Source organism: Thalassotalea euphylliae, from assembly GCF_003390375.1.
Classification (GTDB): Bacteria; Pseudomonadota; Gammaproteobacteria; order Enterobacterales; family Alteromonadaceae; genus Thalassotalea_F; species Thalassotalea_F euphylliae_A.
On sequence record NZ_QUOT01000001.1, the window covers coordinates 2,978,078 to 2,990,860 of the forward strand.

Genomic DNA, 12,783 nt, shown 5'->3' on the forward strand with positions numbered 1-12,783 from the left:
CTATTTTTACTGCTACCAGCGTTAAATTTACTTGCAATAGACCAGCTACTGGCGCGCAAATTTGCCTTGATATCAGCAAAAATTTCTCGCCAGAAGATAATGGTGAGCATAACTATCTGGATTATTTGTTATTCACTATTTCTTAACCAAACCTGAGGTTAATTTAGCGAAACATAAACTCTCATTCTTCACTACCTATTAACCATGTTTAGCTTCAGCAAGCGGGCAAAATAAAACACTGTGTTCGCTTTTTAACACCTTTTCAATTGGCATTGGGTGAGCGTATACATAACCTTGTATCGCATCGCAGCCTAGTTCTCGTAGCTTGCTTAATTGAACTTGCGTTTCAACACCTTCTGCAACAACACTAAGGTTCATGTTTTTCGCTAGCATTAAAATATATTCGACCAGTTGCTCGTCTTTGTCGGATTTATTGAGTTGATTGATAAAGTGTTTGTCTATTTTTAGACGGTCAGCCTGCAGCTCGCGTAAGCGAATTAAAGAAGAGTATCCAGTGCCAAAGTCGTCGATGGCAATGCTAATACCAAGCTTTTTAAGCTCAGATATTTGGGCTATCGCTCTTTCAAAGTTGCTCACTATAGCGAATTCTGTAATTTCAAGCTCAAGCTGATTGGCTGGAAAGTGCAGCTTGTTGAGTAAGTTACTAATGACGGGAACTAGATTATTTTGGTGAAACTGGCGCGGAGAAAGGTTTATTGATAACGATTGGTCACTAGCGAGTATAGGCTGCATTTCAGATAGTACTTGCTTTAGCACCCATAGGCCGATTTGCTCAATTTGGCCAGACTCTTCTGCAACATGAATAAAGTCATCGGGCGAAATAAACTGTCCAGCTGTTTGCCAACGCAATAATGCTTCATAACCTATTAACTTACCTGTTTTCAGGCTAGCTTGAGGTTGGTATTGAATATGAAACTCATGCTGATCAATTGCCCTTTTTAAGCCTGTTTCTATGTTATAGCGTTGTGTTAGTTGTTCACGTATTTGCTCATCGTAGAAGGTAATGTCTCCCTTTCTTAGCTTTTTCGCATGATACATTGCAGAGTCAGCAGCTTTAAGCAACTCAGCTTGGCATGTTGCATCTTTTGGGTAGAGCGCAATACCAATACTAAATGTCACTTTGACTTCATTTAAATCGAGCAAATAGGGCTGTTGCTGCACTTGGCACAATTTATTGGTGATAGCCTCTAATTGAGCCAATTCCTTATAATTGATGAGCAGTAAGAATTCATCTCCCCCTAATCTGCCAACCGTATCATCAGCCCCAACACATTGACGTAATCGGTTACCAACTTGTTTTAGTAATGAATCCCCTAAAGCATGGCCATACGTGTCGTTGATGACTTTAAAGTTATCGAAATCAATAAAGGCAACTGCCAATTTATTGCCGGTCTTTTCATAGTTTTTCAGTAATACCGCAAGCCTATTTGTCGAAAGGGCGCGATTTGGTAAATGAGTTACTCCGTCGAAAAAAGCAAGATTTGTTATTTCTCGATTCAGCTTTTTGATGTCTTGCATACGTCTGAATGTATAGATACTGCCGACTGCGCCCAAATAAAACACAAAGAGCAATATTTCGTCGAGATCCCAATCTTCATACGCTCGAGTAAATTCAAATAACAATTCAAAGGCTTCAATTTCCGATATTAAGGTTAATAGTGTTAACCCCGACACGAAAAAGAGAGCAATGAACAGTTCAACTTGAGCGCGTTTTCTTAGTTTTTTAGAGAGTGTTGTTTGGCTTGGCAACATAAAAGCGCTCCTTGCTAAGACTATTCAACCAGTATAGGGGATTCATAGCGAAAGTGATAAAATAGGTTATGAGCTGATACTTAATGGCAATCTAGTTCAAATAAATTAATTAGCGCCATTTACCCCTTGAAGTAAATCCAATAAGCCACGTTATTTACCTTTCGAATTATCTTTAGCCCAGAGTTTTGGGTGTTTTTTAAAGAACTCCTTATTTTTCATAGCTGTTTTGATGACAACTTTCGTTCAGAAGGCGAATAGTTAGCTATTAGTGATGCTTATTTGAGCAATTCAATTCGCTATGCTACAAAATAATTCATGTATGGCATTTGGGGAAATGCCTGCATCAATCTAAAAAAATAAATATATACAAAGACATACAACAAGGCATAAGCAAAAGAGGAACGTATTTTGATATCACTAAACTCACCTGTAAAAGGTTTGAGTAAGCTCAGGCTACTTAAGCCCATCTCATTACTGTCTTTTTCAATTTTATTGAGCGCCTGTGGAAATGGCGATTTTAAATATAATAGTCAACCAAGTTTTGAACCGCCGACGCCAGAAGTACCGCAGCCACCAATGCCAGTTGATGTAGTACCGGCATTTGCACCTGACGGTCAGCTTAGCGCCAATATTCGTTGGACAGACTTTGGTGTGCCGCATGTTAAAGCCGATAACTTAGAGAGCTTGGCTTATGGTGTTGGTTATGCATTTGCCAGAGATAATATCTGTATTTTGGCGGATCAAATTCTTAAATATAACTCTGAGCGCGCTAAATATTATGGCCCTGATATGGTGCCTGGATCTGGCGATTCCGAGCACTTAATTAGTGATTTTGGCTTTCTTACTCTAGATATTCGAAATATCGCTCAAAATAGTATTCGTGGCATGTCGGCTAATTCACAGGCGATGCTGTCAGGCTATGCGCAGGGTTACAACAAGTATCTTGCTGATACTGGCGCAGAGAATATTGACCCTGCGTGTGCTGGGCAGCCGTGGGTACAGCCAATCAGTGACCTTGACATGTTAACTTACTCCTTGGGGATTGCGCATTTACCTGGCGCTGCGAACTTCTTAGGAGCAATGTTTGCTGCCGCGCCTGAAGGTGAATCATTTTTACCCTTTCCAAAAGGGAGTAAAGCGGCGAAAGCAGCTGCTGTAGAGCTACCTTTTAAAATTGACCCGAAAGTGACGATGCCAGAGATAAACGAGCAAGAGCTTGGCTCTAATGGCTGGGGGCTAGGTAAAGACAAAACTGCTAATGGTAAAGGTATGGTTTTGGCAAATCCTCACTTTCCTCATACAGGCAATCTCAGATTCTGGCAATTTCATTCAACCATCCCTGGCTATATGAATGTCATGGGCGGTTCGCTGATGGGTGTGCCAGGGGTTGTGAATATTGGTTTTAATGAGAACGTTGCTTGGACACATACGTTTTCTACCGCTGAGCATTTTGTCTTGTATCAGTTAACATTAAACGAGGGCGACCCTAGTCAGTTGTCACAAGTCGTCGATGGGGTAAACCGTCCGATTACTCGCCGCGAATTAGTGATTGATGTGGCAGTGGCGCCGGGGCAAACCATTCAACTAGCGAAAAACAGATACTCAACTCATCAAGGGCCTATGGTTGTTGTGCCCGGCGCATTTGAATGGGGGCCAGATGGTGATGCATACGCGATTAAAGATGCTAATACCGCCAATTTAGACATCGTTGATCACTGGCTGGCAATGAACCTTGCCACCAACATGGACGAATTTAAGCAAGCGTTTAGAGATCATGACGGTGTTATTTTTAACAACACCATGGCGGCAGATCGTGAAGGTAGTGTCTTTTACATTGATGATTCAACCGTACCGTTTTTAACCGATACTGCGATAACTGAGTTAACAACCAATCCGTTATTGATCGGCGCTAAACAACAAGCAGGCTTTACCATTTTGCCAGCCTTTATTTCGGCGTTCGATTTTGACCGACCGGTTCCTTTTGAACAAGCACCGAAATATTCAGGCACTGACTATGTGCAAAACTCTAACGACAGCTTTTGGCTAACGAATGCACAAGCGCCAATTACTGGTGTTTCGCCGCTTTATGGGCAAGTGGATAATCAACAATCTTTGCGTTCGCGTATGGCGCACAAATTGTTGGCAGACGCTGCTGGCAGTGATGGTTTATTTACGCCAGAAGAAGTGGAACAAGCACTGCTCGGTAATCGCAATTATTTGGGTGAAGCTGTACTGAGTGACTTATTAGCAATGTGTCAAAACCAAGGCAATACACCTGTTAATGTTGATGGCCAAAATGTCGATATTAGCGCAGGCTGCAGTGCATTGGCGCAATGGGACGGCACAATGAACCTAAACAGTAGTGCCGGCCACCTGTTCCGCGAGTTTGCTTTTCAATTTAATCTAGCGCCGCAATGGCAAAATGATTTCGATCCGGCTAACCCGATAACAACACCAAATACATTGGCTGCAACCCCTGAGGTGTTAACTCAGTTTGCACGGGCAATTATGACGGTGGAATCAGCAGGCATAGCATTGGATGAGGTGTTAGGTACGGTTCAGTTTGTTGAGCGCAGTACACCGGATGGTCAAGCTACCGGCGTGAAAATTCCATGGGCTGGGGCGCATAATATTGAAGGTGGTTTTAATGTCTTTAGAGCTGCTACCAGTAATAATGGCACCTTATTGCCACGCCATACATACCCAACACTGCCAAATACCATGATGAGTGTCGAAGGTGAAGGCTACCATATTAATTATGGTAGTAGCTGGATGACAGTAGTGAACTTTACTGATGAAGGGCCAGTGGCTCGTGGCTTGTTAAGTTATTCGCAGTCGCATGCGTTTGGAGCGGATCATAATTTAGATCAAACCATGCTGTACTCTCAGCAGCCGCAATTAAGACCACTTCGCTTTACCGAAGAAGACATTGAAAATAATAAAATAGGTGAAATTACAATCACTTCTGGGCAATAATAGCTCAAGTGGCCAATAAATGTTCTAAAAGCCAACGTAAAGTTGGCTTTTATGTATAGGACATACGGTATGCCACACTGGTGGACGCTAGAGAGACAGGACGTCAATGAGTGGCGATGTATAGGACATACGGTATGCTGCACTGGTGGACGCTAGAGAGACAGGACGTCAATGAGTGGTGAGGTATGGGGCATACGGTATGCCACTTTAATGAAATGAAAAATGATATAGACAGGATGTCTCTATGTGATCAGATGGTCACGGCTTCAATCAAAAAATAACAATAATAAAAATTATCATGACGCCATTACTTCAGACACCGGCACCGAAGTTTCGGTTGCTTACGAGATTACTCTGCAATTTATTGATAAGCCGAGCACACATAAGAAAACATGCTAACAAAAGTAAACTGACGAATAACAAGCTCGTTAATCAGCAAAGTGATTTATCTGCTTGCTTGCCGAGTAATAGCTTTACGCCGCTTGCCATTCGCCTTAATGGATTAGCAGCTGACAATTCACGCCAACTAGGCTTTAAGCAACTCTTTAATTGCCAAACCTTACCAATAAGCTACTTGTTTATAGAAAGCTATCGCTATCTTGGGCAGTTGTTATTGCAGGCTAAGCTGCCAAGCGGTCTGATAGGTTTGATTCATATGGGTGCTAGTTTTGAGGAACAACAGCCAGTAAGTTGGCAACAGCCGTTTGACTTGATATTGAGCCTAATAGGCTGTCAGGCAAGCGACAAAGGCTTGGTTTACCGTATTCGAATTGAGATGTTGCAGAACGACAATGTTTGCCTTACTAGCGAGCATCAGTTGTTAGATAAATTTAAAGACTATCAACGGGGTGAAAGAAGGCGGCAGTTCGATGTAGCGAACGCGCTTTCAGCAGTGGCTTATCAAACATTGACGCCAGTGTTAGCACGCAAATATGCTAAGCTATCAGGCGACTATAACCCCATTCATTTGCAGCCTTGGCTGGCTAAAATGTTAGGAATGCATGCTTGTGTGATACACGGTATGTATCAGATGCATTGGGCGCTAGTGAATACTGACAAGTCTTATCAAAAAGTGACAGCACACTTTAACAAAGCCTGTTATCTGCCGCGCAAGGTGAGTTTAGTTGAGCAATCAGGTAATAAACTGGCGGTATTCTCAAACTACTTTACCGAGCGTCATATGCAACTAACGCTTGAATAGTCCTAGTGCTGATTGGCAAAAGTGCTTTACTCCGATGCAGATAAATATTGCTCAACTTCTGTATGAGGGATGATATTGACTGTTTCATAGAGCTCTGAATAGACGATCACGGCTTCTCCGCTCGCTAATTGTTGCCTTACTTGCGCAATTTTTTGCGTGAGTTCGACATCTTCTAAACCGTAGTCGGTACCTTCTCGCAGTACAAATTCTTGGATTAGCTTTGTTAATGTCTCGGGCTGTATTTCTTGATGGGGAATAATCATAAAAACTGACTCAAATAGGCAGGTGCGCGTTGTTCTAACCAATAAATTGGGTTTAACGGGTTTTTGCCCGCAATAAAACCGACATGCCCACCTTTTTCACTAATCTCAAAATCTATATGCTCAGGCAGTGGTTGATCCGGCACGATATGCTGATGATCCAAAAACGGATCGTCAGCGGCATGAATAAATAGACAAGGAACATTAATTTTGGCCATCACGGGCTTACCACTGGCACGTTGATAGTAGTCTTCAGCGCTTGCAAAACCATTTACGGGAGCGGTAACCATATGATCAAAATCCCATAGCTCTTTGACTTTTTCCAGTCGGCTTGGATTGATTTCAGGTAACAATTGCTGTTCAACTTTAACTAAGGTGCTGGCTTTTAACATATCGACCAAGTACTTCTGATAGATACGTGAACTACCTTTGGCAATACGACGGCTGCAACTGGTTAAATCTAGTGGCGCACAGATCACGGTTGCAGCTTGATAAGGGTGATCTTGGTGCTCGGCTAAATAACGGGTTAACACATTTCCGCCTAATGAAAAGCCAACTGCTGCTTTTGGAGCCTGTGGGTAAAGATTTTGCAGCCAATTTGATAAGAAGTTGATATCACGAGTATCACCTGAGTGATAAGAACGTCCATGGCGATTAGGGCGCCCACTGCAGCCGCGAAAATGCATCAGCACACCTATCCAACCCGCATTCTTAATTGCGGTTAACATGCCTTTCGCATAATGGCTATCGGCTGACCCTTCAAGGCCATGCAATACAACCACAATCGGTTTTGCACTATTTCGCTCGGGCAATTCTGTCCACGCTAAATCGATAAAGTCATCGTCGGGCGTTTCAAGGCTTGATTTGTGCAGTGCGATACGCTGATGTTTGCGAAAATACTTAGCCAAAATAGTTTGCAAGTGAGCGTTGCTAAGCCACCACGCTGGTTTAAATGAGCTGTTGATTATCATCTTGGCTGTATTTTTGAAAATAAGTTATGAAAAGAAAAAGCCTACCCCATGACACTCATGGGGTAGGCTTGATTATACGGATATTAGCTTGAGATAGAACAGTTGTGTTTGTATTAAGGTATCTGCTTTACAGGCAATTGAACTAAACCAACTGATTCACTAACAAACCACGACGAGAGTCCTCTTCACGGCGCGTAATAATGGCAGCTTGCAACTGAGCCTCAGCTTGTTCTTGTTCTGAACTGGCAGAAGCGAAGTCTGTGTCTTGGATACGTGAGCGTGATGCACTAACGTTTACCACAGAGGTTTCATAGGTACTCACTTGGCTGCCCAAGCTATTGCTGTCTGCGCCTAATGCTGTCGCTTGCTGACTAACACTTTCAAATGCAGTTTCAAGTGCCGCTTGTGTTGCCGCTGGGTCATTTGCATCTAAGCCAGATAAAAAGTTTGGATCGCCTAATGCTTCGCCTGCAATAGCATTTACTTGTTCCGTTAACTGATCTAATTCACCTTGAATAGCATTTGGATCGTTGAAGGCACTGCCAGATTGAACTGAAAGCTCATTGGCGCGTTGCAGGCTGTCAGAGATAGCTGTAAGGCTGGCTTCTTGAACGTTATTTAAATTGATTTGATCTTGAGCGTTAACGCTAAGCTGACTGCTCGCATTAATTTGAGAAGTAAGACGTTCAGATATTTGTAGACCAGCAGGGTCATCGGCAGCACGATTGATACGTCGTGCAGAAGAAAGTTGCTCGCGCTCTTCGTCTTGACGTTGGCGTTGCTGCTCAATAAAACTGAGAGAAGTAGATTGTTGGTTAACAGAGATCATAACGACGACACCATATTATCTGAGTTATGCTCCATTATAGCAAAGCTAGCGCAGAAAATGTTTAAAAATTGTACGTGAAATTTATGCTTGTTAACCAACCATGAAGACAATAAATAACTCTATGTTTCGGCTGATAAAATTAATTGGTGCTACTTGTCTTCAGCAATGTTCTTCATAAAGAAGTAAACGTAGTAAGCACAAATAGCCAATACGATAGTCAAGCCACCAAACGAGAACCAGAATACAGGATCGTTAAAGAAAGATTTTAGAATGTCCATGACATGCTCCTTATTTGTTACTGACGACCATTGTAAATAAGGAGCAAAACGGCATAGTGATATAGATCAATAATGCCAGTTAAAGTTGATTAATTATTGACTGTTCTTTGCTCTGATTTCGGCTTGGGCAAGCAAGTTTCGGTAGAGACTGTCAGCTTCTTCTCGTGCTTTTTTAATTTCTTCAACAGGAAGCTTTCGCTCATCTAGCACACGGCTGCTCTCAGCGGGCTGATACCCATTGCGTGATGCTATGATATTCCAAATATATGACTGAATAATGTCTTTCTCTGTGCCTTTGCCTTCAAAGTGCATTAACGCAAGATTGAACTGAGCCAACGCGTAATTTTGTTTGGCTGCTTTTTCGTATTCACGCACAGCTTTGCGATTGTCGCGATAGGTTCCTGTGCCTTCTGCATACATTACGCCTAAATTAAATTGTGCGCTGGCAAGGCCTTTTTCTGCTGCTTTTTTAGTCAGCTCAAACGCTTTTTTCGAATTTTTTTCGACCGGTTCGCCTTCGGTATACATCAAGGCGAGTTCAAACTGAGCATCAGGGTAGTTTTGATCGGCAGCAAGTGACAATAATTCATAAGACTTTTGTAGGCTTTTACGCATTCCCCAGCCATTCTTATACATCATAGCGACTTGATACTGGGCAGGAGCGTAGCCTTCTTCTAACAAAGGTTGAAACTCTGCCATCGCGGCTTTAAATTGGCCGCGGTTAAGTTCATAAATGCCAGATTTTAAATCGGCGGCGACGCCAGATAACGAGCTTAAAGATAACGCCAAGGTTAGGCTAGCAAGGCTAAGTTTGTTCATAATAACTCTCTTGTCGTAAATGAACGTGTTATTGATAGTTTAGCAAAGAGCATTAAAAGTGCGTAAAACTACTAGAATTCACGTTACAGATCATCGCTTTACAATTATCTTACCCGATTGGGTTCATGATCGCGTCAATTTTTTCTTCTAAATCAAGCCATTCCATTTCAGCTTCGCTGATTTGCTCGCTCAAGCTCGCTTGCTGTTTAAGCAGGCTAGATAATTTGGCCTTATCGTCTGATTGATAAATCTCACCGTCGGCAAGAATGGCCTCAACCTCGTCGAGTTCTGATTGCCATTGCTCCATTTGTTTGTTGAGTTTATCGACCTGCTTTTTCAGTGGCGCAGCCTGCTTTCGCAACTCAGCTTGTTGCTGGCGTTGCTGTTTTTTATCTACACCTGAATTTTGCGCTTCTTTGGGCTCTGCTGTTTGTGCTTTGCTGAGTTTTTTATCGTCATTTAACCATTGCTGGTAATCGTCGATATCTCCGTCAAAGCTAGTGACTTTGCCTTGCCCGACCAATAAAAATTCGTCAACACAGGATTCTAGTAAATAGCGATCATGGGCAATAAGGATTATCGCCCCTTGGAAATCTTGTAGTGCCATCACTAAGGCTTGGCGCATTTCTAAATCTAAATGGTTTGTCGGTTCATCCAACAGCAGTAGTTGTGGTTTCGCCAATACAATCAGTGCGAGCACTAGGCGTGCTTTTTCCCCACCTGACATCGTACTGGCTTGTGCCAATGCTTGATCGCCGCTAAATCCGAAACGCCCTAAATAGTTACGAGCATCTAATTCACCAAAATGTGGTGCGTCACGTAAAATATGTTCAAGCGCTGTCGAATTGCCGTGAAGTTGCTCCAACTGATGCTGAGAGAAATAGCCGATATTTAAGTCTTGTGCACAAAAGCGTTCGCCGCTCAGCAAGGCGAGCTCACCAGCTAACGATTTGATCAACGTTGATTTACCTGCACCATTTCGTCCCAACAACCCCAAACGTGTGCCCGGAACTAAGGTGATATTGGCTTGCGCCAGAATACGGGTTTCGCCATAACCACAGTCGGTATCGGTAATGGAGAGTAGTGGATAAGGCAAATGTTCAGGTTGCTCGAAACTAAAAGTAAACTGACTATCAATATGAGCAGGCGCTAAATCAGGTAGCTTTTGCAATCGCTTCAAACGGCTTTGCGCTTGCTTTGCTTTACTTGCTTTCGCGCGGAAGCGATCAACAAACTTGGTTAAGTGCGCGACTTCGCGTTGCTGCTTTTGGTAAGCGGCATCTTGCTGCGCTAAATGTTCAGCGCGCTGTCGCTCAAACGCGGTGTAGTTGCCAGAGTACAGCTTGGCACTTTGGCGCTCAATATGCAGAATTTGACCGACAACATCGTCAAGAAAGTCACGATCGTGAGAAATTAACACTAGGGTGCCGTCAAAGCGTTTTAACCAGCGCTGTAACCAAATAACCGCATCAAGGTCTAAGTGGTTGGTTGGCTCATCCAGCAGCAATAAGTCGGCTCGGCTAATCAGTGCTTGTGCTAAATTCAAGCGCATGCGCCAACCACCAGAGAAGCTTTTAACAGGCTGCGAAAGTTCAGCTTGGCTAAAGCCTAACCCATGTAAAAGTTCACCAGCACGCGCTGGTAAGCTGTAGCCATCAATGGTTTCTAATTGGTTTAGCAAGGTGGCTTCTAAGGTGCCGTTCTCTGCTTGTCGCGCTTGCTCAAGCTCTGCTTCAATGGTGCGATATTCGGTGTCGCCATCAATCACGTAATCAAGTGCGCTAGCATCAAGCGCAGGTGTTTCTTGTTTTACCGTGGCTATACGCCATTTGGCTGGCATTTTGAGCTCACCTTTATCAGGTGCTAGGCCACCGAGAAAAACAGAAAATAGTGATGATTTACCGCAGCCGTTGGCGCCAACTAAGCCAACTTTGTGCTTGGCGTGCACGGTAAAGGTGGCATTGGTAATTAAGGCTTTTGAGCCTCGGTAAACATCTAAGTCTTGGGCAGTGATCAAGTGCGCGTTCCAATTAGTACTACTTTATAAAATTGGCGCTATTGTCGCTTTTACCCCTAGTGGCTTTCAAGTTAAAATGCTGGCTAAGTACGGTAAGAAGTTTAGTAAGAAGCACAATAAAGAGAACGAACGTGAAAAAACGATTTATTGCGGGCGCAGTTTGCCCGAGCTGTAAGGCGATGGATACCATGGCACTTACCAAAGAAAATGGTATTGAAAAAGTCACCTGTGTGAGCTGTGGTGAGCAAATGACACAGCCTGAAGCGCATGTTGAGAAGCAAGTGCGCGAGAGCGAGCAAATGATTGGTATATTTAAACCTGAGTAGCGGCCACGAGTATCAGCTAATAAAAAGCCAGCACTTTTGCTGGCTTAACAACCACTTATTGTGACAAGTCGCTCGTGTGTTCCTTTAATAATGTGGCGGCGGTGGCTCGTCTTCAGCTTTCATCACATTGCTCGGCGCCATATCTTTCACTCGCTGAGCCACAAGGTGTAGGTGTTCTTTCATTTCGGCGATTGCCGCTTGATGAATGGTAATTTCTTGATTTAATTGCTCGATTAAATCTTCTTGAAACGCGTTTTTCGCTTCTAGCGCTTCAATGCGTTGTTCCAACGCTTCCATTGCTTGATGTGTACCGCTAGGGTTATCAGCAGTTATTGGGGTAGTGGCCATAGTTCGGCGAATCCAGAGGAGCTTTCAGTAATAAAGGTACTATTATCGCGAAAAGCGGCGCTGTAAACAACGGCACCAGCCGGGCGAATATCTTCGCGAGGCGTTACGCGCCAACTGGCGATACGTTGTCCAGTGCCAATATTCCACAGACTGACTTTACGTGTTGGAGCACCTGTGAGCAGCTGTGTGCCGTCGGGTGAGAATCGCACTGAGCTAAACACCTCTTGGCGATTCGTATATTTTAAGCTGTTAACCAGTTTGCCAGTTTTTAAGTTCCAAATATGCGCATCTTTTTTGCTATCTGCGGTAAAGGCATAACGACCTTGTGGGTCAAGCGCGACTTTAGTAACACGGCTAGGATGGTTAAATTGGTAGATCACTTGCCCTGACTGGGTGTCCCAAACATAGGCGACAAAATCGTTACCACCAGAGATGGCAACGCGACCATTGGGCAGCATATCAACAGTATTGATTTTCTCGCTATGGCCTAAAAATTCGAGGCGTCGCCCGTTGGCCATAGTAACGTGAGCCACTTTGCCGTTGGACTTACCAATAAGTAGATAATTACCGTTGTTAGCAATAGCGATATCGCGAATGCGTGATTCACTGACTTGATAAAAGCCTTCTGATTCACCTGTTTCTGCGTTCCACAGCGAGAAAGCCTCGCTGTTGGCGGTGACCACATGTGAGTTGTTGTCGGCAATATCGATAGCCAGTACTAAGTTATCGGCGTTGTCTTGTTGTTGTGACCAAGTAAATTTCAGCGCATTTTTATCGATATCCCAAACGCTGATGCCATGATGAATTGATGACACAACACTCAATTTTCCATCATTGGAAATATCGGCTGCTCTCGCACCTTCAGCAGCGTGTCGCCACCGTTCAATTGGTTGTGAATCACTCGGCTGACAAGCGCTTAAAAACCATGGCAAAACGGCAATTTTACAGAGTGAAAACAATCGATTAAGCGACATCAATATTTAAT

Annotated in this window: 12 protein-coding genes; 3 read left to right on the top strand and 9 right to left on the bottom strand. The window is 43.5% G+C overall.

Annotated elements, in window-relative coordinates; all coding sequences use genetic code 11:
* Nucleotides 1–198: 198 nt before the first annotated feature.
* Entirely contained in the window at nucleotides 199–1,773 is a 1,575-nt protein-coding gene (locus DXX94_RS13175) for a putative bifunctional diguanylate cyclase/phosphodiesterase (RefSeq protein ID WP_116016552.1), read from the bottom strand.
* 438 nt (nucleotides 1,774–2,211) lie between these two features.
* Here DXX94_RS13175 and DXX94_RS13180 point away from each other — a divergent pair, with 438 nt between their 5' ends.
* On the top strand, nucleotides 2,212–4,749 hold the full coding sequence (locus tag DXX94_RS13180) for an acylase (RefSeq protein ID WP_116018513.1): 2,538 nt from the start codon (nucleotides 2,212–2,214) through the stop codon (nucleotides 4,747–4,749).
* A 364-nt stretch (nucleotides 4,750–5,113) separates the two neighbouring features.
* The gene (locus DXX94_RS13185; protein WP_181901557.1) at nucleotides 5,114–5,950 is read left to right on the top strand and encodes a MaoC/PaaZ C-terminal domain-containing protein; all 837 of its coding nucleotides are present in this window, start codon (nucleotides 5,114–5,116) and stop codon (nucleotides 5,948–5,950) included.
* Between the two features lie 26 nt (nucleotides 5,951–5,976).
* Here DXX94_RS13185 and DXX94_RS13190 read toward each other — a convergent pair whose 3' ends face one another.
* The 6 genes from DXX94_RS13190 to DXX94_RS13210 all read right to left on the bottom strand — a co-directional run bounded on the left by DXX94_RS13190 (nucleotide 5,977) and on the right by DXX94_RS13210 (nucleotide 11,124).
* Nucleotides 5,977–6,213, bottom strand: a complete 237-nt coding sequence (locus tag DXX94_RS13190; protein ID WP_116016556.1) for a YheU family protein — start codon at nucleotides 6,211–6,213, stop codon at nucleotides 5,977–5,979.
* Nucleotides 6,210–7,118 carry a hydrolase gene (locus DXX94_RS13195; protein ID WP_258872165.1) on the bottom strand — a complete coding sequence of 303 codons (909 nt, stop codon included), beginning with the start codon at nucleotides 7,116–7,118 and terminating at the stop codon, nucleotides 6,210–6,212. Before DXX94_RS13195 ends, DXX94_RS13190 begins: the two co-directional genes overlap by 4 nt.
* A gap of 205 nt (nucleotides 7,119–7,323) precedes the next feature.
* On the bottom strand, nucleotides 7,324–8,010 hold the full coding sequence (locus tag DXX94_RS13200) for a flagellin (RefSeq protein WP_116001938.1): 687 nt from the start codon (nucleotides 8,008–8,010) through the stop codon (nucleotides 7,324–7,326).
* A gap of 149 nt (nucleotides 8,011–8,159) precedes the next feature.
* Complete coding sequence (locus tag DXX94_RS19555; protein ID WP_258872166.1) at nucleotides 8,160–8,288, bottom strand: hypothetical protein; 129 nt, start codon at nucleotides 8,286–8,288, stop codon at nucleotides 8,160–8,162.
* A gap of 93 nt (nucleotides 8,289–8,381) precedes the next feature.
* The gene (locus DXX94_RS13205) at nucleotides 8,382–9,107 is read right to left on the bottom strand and encodes a tetratricopeptide repeat protein (protein ID WP_258872167.1); all 726 of its coding nucleotides are present in this window, start codon (nucleotides 9,105–9,107) and stop codon (nucleotides 8,382–8,384) included.
* Between the two features lie 109 nt (nucleotides 9,108–9,216).
* Complete coding sequence (locus tag DXX94_RS13210; RefSeq protein ID WP_116016560.1) at nucleotides 9,217–11,124, bottom strand: ATP-binding cassette domain-containing protein; 1,908 nt, start codon at nucleotides 11,122–11,124, stop codon at nucleotides 9,217–9,219.
* A 131-nt stretch (nucleotides 11,125–11,255) separates the two neighbouring features.
* On the opposite strand from DXX94_RS13210, the gene DXX94_RS13215 reads away from it, so the two are divergent.
* Nucleotides 11,256–11,450: a YheV family putative zinc ribbon protein gene (locus DXX94_RS13215; RefSeq protein ID WP_116001935.1), complete on the top strand. Its 195-nt coding sequence runs from the start codon at nucleotides 11,256–11,258 to the stop codon at nucleotides 11,448–11,450.
* An 84-nt stretch (nucleotides 11,451–11,534) separates the two neighbouring features.
* Here DXX94_RS13215 and DXX94_RS13220 read toward each other — a convergent pair whose 3' ends face one another.
* Nucleotides 11,535–11,798 carry a SlyX family protein gene (locus DXX94_RS13220; RefSeq protein ID WP_220348097.1) on the bottom strand — a complete coding sequence of 88 codons (264 nt, stop codon included), beginning with the start codon at nucleotides 11,796–11,798 and terminating at the stop codon, nucleotides 11,535–11,537.
* Nucleotides 11,780–12,772, bottom strand: a complete 993-nt coding sequence (locus tag DXX94_RS13225; protein ID WP_116016562.1) for a WD40 repeat domain-containing protein — start codon at nucleotides 12,770–12,772, stop codon at nucleotides 11,780–11,782. The genes DXX94_RS13220 and DXX94_RS13225 overlap by 19 nt, the downstream gene beginning before the upstream one ends.
* Nucleotides 12,773–12,783 lie beyond the last annotated feature (11 nt).

Excerpts from the sequence above, each read along its gene's own strand:
- DXX94_RS13205 (WP_258872167.1), bottom strand. The coding sequence starts at position 9,107 with ATGAACAAACTTAGCCTTGCTAGCCTAACCTTGGCGTTATCTTTAAGC.
- DXX94_RS13175 (WP_116016552.1), bottom strand. The coding sequence starts at position 1,773 with ATGTTGCCAAGCCAAACAACACTCTCTAAAAAACTAAGAAAACGCGCT.
- DXX94_RS13220 (WP_220348097.1), bottom strand. The coding sequence starts at position 11,798 with ATGGCCACTACCCCAATAACTGCTGATAACCCTAGCGGTACACATCAA.
- DXX94_RS19555 (WP_258872166.1), bottom strand. The coding sequence starts at position 8,288 with ATGGACATTCTAAAATCTTTCTTTAACGATCCTGTATTCTGGTTCTCG.
- DXX94_RS13190 (WP_116016556.1), bottom strand. The coding sequence starts at position 6,213 with ATGATTATTCCCCATCAAGAAATACAGCCCGAGACATTAACAAAGCTA.
- DXX94_RS13225 (WP_116016562.1), bottom strand. The coding sequence starts at position 12,772 with ATGTCGCTTAATCGATTGTTTTCACTCTGTAAAATTGCCGTTTTGCCA.
- DXX94_RS13200 (WP_116001938.1), bottom strand. The coding sequence starts at position 8,010 with ATGATCTCTGTTAACCAACAATCTACTTCTCTCAGTTTTATTGAGCAG.